The sequence below is a fragment of the Mesorhizobium sp. M7A.F.Ca.CA.002.04.1.1 genome (genome assembly GCF_004022805.1).
Taxonomy (GTDB): Bacteria; Pseudomonadota; Alphaproteobacteria; order Rhizobiales; family Rhizobiaceae; genus Mesorhizobium; species Mesorhizobium ciceri.
Genome location: NZ_RZPL01000348.1, coordinates 1 through 5,738 on the forward strand (window position 1 = coordinate 1; position 5,738 = coordinate 5,738).

Annotated in this window: 6 protein-coding genes; 4 read left to right on the forward strand and 2 right to left on the reverse strand. The window is 62.1% G+C overall.

Going from position 1 to position 5,738, the window contains the following annotated elements; all coding sequences use genetic code 11:
- Both ENZ75_RS18515 and cyoA read right to left on the reverse strand, forming a co-directional pair.
- Nucleotides 1-722: cbb3-type cytochrome c oxidase subunit I (locus ENZ75_RS18515; RefSeq protein WP_206617059.1), on the reverse strand; the 722-nt coding region annotated here is incomplete at its 3' end.
- Nucleotides 723-737: 15 nt separating this feature from the next.
- Nucleotides 738-1,907: a ubiquinol oxidase subunit II gene (gene cyoA / locus ENZ75_RS18520; protein ID WP_013531506.1), complete on the reverse strand. Its 1,170-nt coding sequence runs from the start codon at nucleotides 1,905-1,907 to the stop codon at nucleotides 738-740.
- Nucleotides 1,908-2,073: 166 nt separating this feature from the next.
- Between cyoA and ENZ75_RS18525 the strand changes: the two genes are divergently transcribed.
- The 4 genes from ENZ75_RS18525 to ENZ75_RS18540 all read left to right on the forward strand — a co-directional run.
- A complete protein-coding gene (locus ENZ75_RS18525) occupies nucleotides 2,074-3,387 on the forward strand; it encodes an MFS transporter (protein WP_024505203.1) in 1,314 nt (437 codons plus the stop codon).
- Nucleotides 3,384-4,706 carry an ATP-binding protein gene (locus tag ENZ75_RS18530; protein ID WP_013531508.1) on the forward strand — a complete coding sequence of 441 codons (1,323 nt, stop codon included), beginning with the start codon at nucleotides 3,384-3,386 and terminating at the stop codon, nucleotides 4,704-4,706. The genes ENZ75_RS18525 and ENZ75_RS18530 overlap by 4 nt, the downstream gene beginning before the upstream one ends.
- A complete protein-coding gene (locus tag ENZ75_RS18535; protein ID WP_013531509.1) occupies nucleotides 4,696-5,229 on the forward strand; it encodes a response regulator transcription factor in 534 nt (177 codons plus the stop codon). Before ENZ75_RS18530 ends, ENZ75_RS18535 begins: the two co-directional genes overlap by 11 nt.
- A 157-nt stretch (nucleotides 5,230-5,386) precedes the next feature.
- Nucleotides 5,387-5,738 (forward strand): sigma-70 family RNA polymerase sigma factor (locus ENZ75_RS18540; RefSeq protein ID WP_245481173.1); only part of this gene is annotated, 352 nt, incomplete at its 3' end.

Here is a 5,738-nt window from a genome sequence, read left to right on the forward strand (position 1 = left end):
GTCCAGGTGAAGATCGGCATTCTCATCATGGTCATGCCAGGCGCGCGCATCTTGACGATGGTGCAGACCAGGTTCACGCCCGACAGCAGCGTGCCGACGCCCGCCACTTGCAGCGCCCAGATATAATAATCGACACCGACATCGGGACTGTAGCCGATACCCGACAGCGGCGGGTAGGCGAGACAGCCGGTGCGCGCGAATTCGCCGACGAACAGCGACATCATGACGATGACCGCGCCGCCGACCGTCATCCAGAAGCTGAAATTGTTGAGGAACGGAAACGACACGTCGCGCGCGCCGATCTGCAGCGGGACGACGAAATTCATCAGGCCCGTCACCAGCGGCATCGCCACGAAGAAGATCATGATGACGCCGTGCGCGGTGAAGATCTGGTCATAATGATGCGAATTGAGATAGCCTTCCGAACCGCCGAAGGCCATCGCCTGCTGGAGTCGCATCATGATGGCGTCGCTGAAGCCGCGCAGCAGCATGACGATGCCGAGCACCATGTACATCACACCGATGCGCTTGTGGTCGACGCTGGTGAACCATTCGCGCCACAGATAGCCCCAGAGCTTGAAATAGGTCAGCGCGCCGACGAGGGCGATGCCGCCCAGCGCGACGACAATGAAGGTCGCGACCACGATGGGCTCGTGCAGCGGCAGCGACTCGAACGTAAGCCGGCCGAAGATCGCCTTGAGAAGAGCAGGATTGTCGAACATGTCTTGCGTGGCGCCTCAGGAGTTGAAGGGCGACCGAAGCGTGCCGGTTGCGGAAGGTGACGGCAGTCGGATCGACAGGGGCAGTGGCCGTTGCAGACCAGCGCCGACTATCGGCGTCGAGGTCATCGGCGTGGCGGATTGATCAGCCTTCGAAGCGGCCAGTGCTTCTTCGGTCGTGCATATGCTGGCGACATAGGATGGGGCGGGGCCGAATATCGTGCCGCGCCGGGCGAACTTGTCATACAGCAGCGGAAGGGTGTTGCGGATGCCGGCCATTCCCAGACCGCCCTTGGCATCGATCTGCGACATCTCGCTCATGCACATCTTGCCGGGCTCGACGCACATGTTGAGGATCGCCTTGTAGAGATCGCTATCCACCGCCGCATAGTGGCGCACGGGTTGGTTCTCACTGGGCTGTTCGAGCTCAAGATAGCCGTTTCGGTCGAGCTTGCCGCCGCTGTCCTTTGCCTTCGCGATCCATGCCTGGAAACCGGCATCCTCGAGGCCGTGGAACGCGAAGCGCATTCCCGAGAAGCCGGCGCCGCTGTAATTGGCAGAGAACCCTTCATAGTCGCCGGACTTGTTGATGACAGCGTGCAGCCTGGTTTCCATACCCGGCATCGCATAGATCTGGCCGGCCAGTGCTGGAATGTAGAAGGAGTTCATCACCGATGCGGAGGTAATGCGAAAGCTGATCGGCCGGTCGACCGGCGCAGCCAGTTCGTTGACCACGGCGACGCCGTATTCCGGATAGATGAACAGCCATTTCCAGTCGAGCGCGACGACTTCGACCTCAAGCGGGCGCACGTCCGGCGGCAGCGGCTTGCCGGCCGCTACACGTCCGATCGGACGATAGGGGTCGAGCAGATGGGTGCCCATCCAGGTCACCGCGCCCAGGCAGATGATGATCAGAAGCGGCACAGCCCAAATGACGAGTTCGAGATGGGTCGAGTGGTCCCAATCCGGCTCGTAGCGCGCCTCGCGGTTGGACTGGCGGTATCGCCAGGCAAAGAATATGGTGAGAGCCATCACCGGTATGATGACGATCAGCATCAGTGCCGTGGACACCATCAGCAGGTCGCGCTGCTGCTCGGCGACGTCGCCGGCAGGGTTCAGGACGACCATGCTGCAGGAGCCGAGCGATGCCAGCAGGGGCAGCAGGAAAAGGGTACGAAGACGGCTCAATGTATGACCTGTCGGTTGTTCCCCCCAGTGCTAACCGTACCGCGGCGATGAAGGCATTGGACAATTTGTCCAATGCCGCAATGACGCGGCAGGCGTCATCAAAGCATCTGGCCCGCGCACATGGCAAGCGATCGTATGAGACCGCGGCGGGGCGACGGAGAATGCTGTGAGCCCAACTTCGAAGATCGAAGCCGACGCAAGACGGATCAATGCGCGGCATCATGAGGTGAAGCCCGGCGAAATCGCCGTTGGCGTCATCATCGGCAGGACGTCGGAATTCTTCGACTTCTTCGTCTACGCGATCGCTTCCGTCATCGTTTTCCCCAAGCTCGTATTTCCATATGCCGACCCGTTGACCGGCACGCTCTACTCCTTCGCCATCTTCGCGCTTGCCTTCATCGCGCGGCCGATCGGGACGGCGATCTTCACCGCGCTCGACCGCGCCTACGGACGCAGCGCCAAGCTCACCATCGCGCTGTTCCTGCTGGGGACCTCGACCGTGTCGATCGCCTTCGTGCCCGGTTACGACCAGATCGGCCCGGCTTCGGCCTGGCTGCTGGCCATGTTCCGGATCGGTCAGGGACTGGCGCTGGGCGGGACATGGGACGGACTTGCCTCGCTGCTGGCGTTGAATGCCCCCGAAAAGCGTCGCGGCTGGTATGCGATGATCCCGCAGCTGGGCGCGCCACTCGGGCTCATCGTCGCCAGTGCCCTGTTTGCATATTTCGTCGGCAACCTGTCGGCTGAAGACTTCTTCAGCTGGGGTTGGCGCTACCCGTTCTTCGTCGCCTTCGCCATCAACGTCGTCGCCCTGTTCGCGCGGCTGCGCATCGTGGTGACGCCGGAATACACCAAACTGTTCGAAGGCCAGGAACTGGAGCCGACTTCCGTCCGCGAGACGTTGCGCGCCGAAGGGCGCACTGTCGTGCTCGGCGCTTTCGCGCCGCTGGCGAGCTTCGCCCTGTTCCACATGGTGACGGTGTTTCCTCTGTCCTGGATCTTCCTGTTCACGCGCGAGGGACCGGCACGGTTCCTGGTCATCGAGACGATCGGAGCCTTCTTCGGCCTGGCGGCAATCGCGATCTCGGGCGTCGTTGCCGACCGGGTCGGGCGCTGGCCCTTGCTTGGAGGCTCGGCGGTGGCCATTGCCGTGTTCAGCGGTTTCGCGCCACAGCTGCTCGATGGCGGCTTCGTCGGAGAGTCCGTCTTCATGGTGTTGGGCTTCGTCCTGCTCGGCCTGTCGTTCGGCCAGTCTTCGGGAGCACTCGCCTCGAATTTTTCAAAGAACTACCGCTATACAGGTGCTGCGCTGACCTCGGATCTCGCCTGGCTGTTCGGCGCCGGCTTCGCCCCCATTGTCGCCCTGTTCCTGTCCGCCCATTTCGGGCTGATCTCGTCAGGCGCCTATCTGCTGTCGGGAGCGCTATGCACGCTGCTGGCGCTGCGGCTCAACCAGCGCCTGGATCGGACTCCCGCTTGAGTGACCTGCTTGGCCAGGGCTGGGGACCTCCCGGCCCAATGACGCTGCACGACAAGACCAACAAGCAGAATTTTCTGCTTCTGATCCAACTGCGCTGGATCGCGGTCGGCGGTCAGATCGTGACGATCCTGTTCGTCCGCTACGCGCTTGGCATCGGGCTGCCGCTGGTGCCGATGGCAGTGGTGATCCTGCTGCTGATCGCTCTCAACGTCGCCAGCCTGCGCCGGCACAGCAGCCAGGACGCGATCACCAACACCGAGCTGTTTCTTGGACTGCTGCTCGACGTCACCGCGTTGACGGTCCAGCTTTACCTGAGCGGCGGCGCGTCCAATCCCTTCATTTCGCTTTACCTGCTCCAGGTCATCCTGGGCGCGGTACTGCTGGAGACATGGTCGGTCTGGGCGCTTGTCCTCATTGCAAGCACGTGCTTCATCGCGCTGACCACCTTCTACCGTGAGATCAGCCTGCCCGCCGCACACGGTGCCGGGCTGTTCAGCCTGCACATTCAGGGCATGTTCATCTGTTTCGTCCTGGCGGCAACGCTTCTGGTGCTGTTCATCACCAGGGTCCAGAACAACATTCGCACCCGCGACGCTCATCTTGCGGATTTGCGCCAGCAATCGGCGGAGGAGGCTCACATCGTCAGGATGGGCCTGCTCGCCTCTGGCGCCGCGCATGAGCTCGGCACGCCGCTGGCTACGCTTTCCGTCATCCTCAACGACTGGCAGCGCATGCCGGTTCTCGAGGCCGATCCGGATCTGGCGCAGGAAATCCGGGAGATGCAGGGCCAGTTGGACCGTTGCAAGAAGATCGTTTCGGGAATCCTGATGTCGTCGGGCGAATTGCGCGGCGAAGGCACGGTTCGCACCTCCGTCGATGCCTTTCTGGCGGAGCTGGTGGCCGAATGGAAGTCGACACGGCTGCCGCAAGGTTTCGAATACACCAGGCGTTTCGGCGCCAACCAGGAGATCGTCTCCGATCCCGCGCTCAAACAGGTGATGTTCAATGTACTGGACAACGCACTTGAAGCGTCGCCTCTATGGGTCGGTTTGATCGTCAGCCGCCACGCGGACGATCTCATCATCGAAGTTGTCGACGCGGGACCGGGATTTGAAGAAGCCATGCTTGCTGAATTCGGCAAGCCCTACACGTCGACCAAGAACCGGCCAGGTAGCGGGCTCGGCCTGTTTCTGGTCGTCAATGTCATCCGCAAGCTGGGGGGTAGCGTCACTGTAAGAAACAGAACCGAGGGGGGAGCTTCGGTTACGTTGCATCTGCCGCTGGCTGCTCTGTCTCCGCGAGGGCACAATGCCGACTGAACGCACGCTGCTGATCGTCGAGGACGACATCGCCTTTGCCAACGCACTGCGCCGGTCTTTCGAACGGCGTGATTACGAAACGCATAGCTGCCGGAGCGTCGACGGCGTGCAGGCGCTGATCGGCACCGTTGCCTTCCAATATGCCGTCGTCGATCTCAAGCTTGCCAGCGGCTCGGGCCTTGAGTGCGTCAGGGCGCTGCACGAACACGATCCTGAAATGCGGATCGTCGTGTTGACCGGCTTTGCCAGCATCGCCACCGCTGTCGAGGCGATCAAGCTCGGCGCCTGCCAGTATCTCGCCAAGCCCGCCAATACAGACGACATAGAAGCGGCTTTCGGCCAGGTCGAGGGCAATGCTTCGGTGCCGCTCGCCGAGCGGCCAACCTCGATAAAGAACCTCGAATGGGAGCGCATCCACGAGACGCTGGTGGAGGCCGACTTCAACATTTCCGAGACGGCACGACGGCTGGGCATGCACCGCCGGACGCTGGCGCGGAAGCTGGAGAAGAGGCGTGTGAAGTAGGCACGATCCACCGGGCATGGCACATCGTGGCGATGCCGATGATAAGATTGATGCCGGCATCAATCGTTGCATTCGAACGATGTCCTCCAAAGGAAAAAATTGGCAGGGCAGGGATTAAAATCCCCACATGTTCCGTAAACAGGACATGAAACCGCCGATGCCACGCTTTGACATCATAGGACAGCTCGGTTCGCTGCGCCGCTATGCGCGCTCGCTGACGCGCGACAGCACCGACGCCGAGGACCTTGTCCATGACGCGCTGGTGCGCGCTTATGAGCGGCGCAGCACCTTCCGCTCCGGCGGAAACCTGCGCGCGTGGCTGCTGTCGATCGTCCACAACACCTTCATCGACAGGATGCGGGCCCGCAAGTCCGAGGCGTCGCGCGTCGAACAGGCTGGATACCTGGCCGACGGCAGCACGCCGGCACCACAGGAACATTCGGTGCGCCTGGCGCAGGTGCGCCAGGCTTTTTTCAGCCTGCCGGAAGAACAGCGTTCAGCGCTGCACC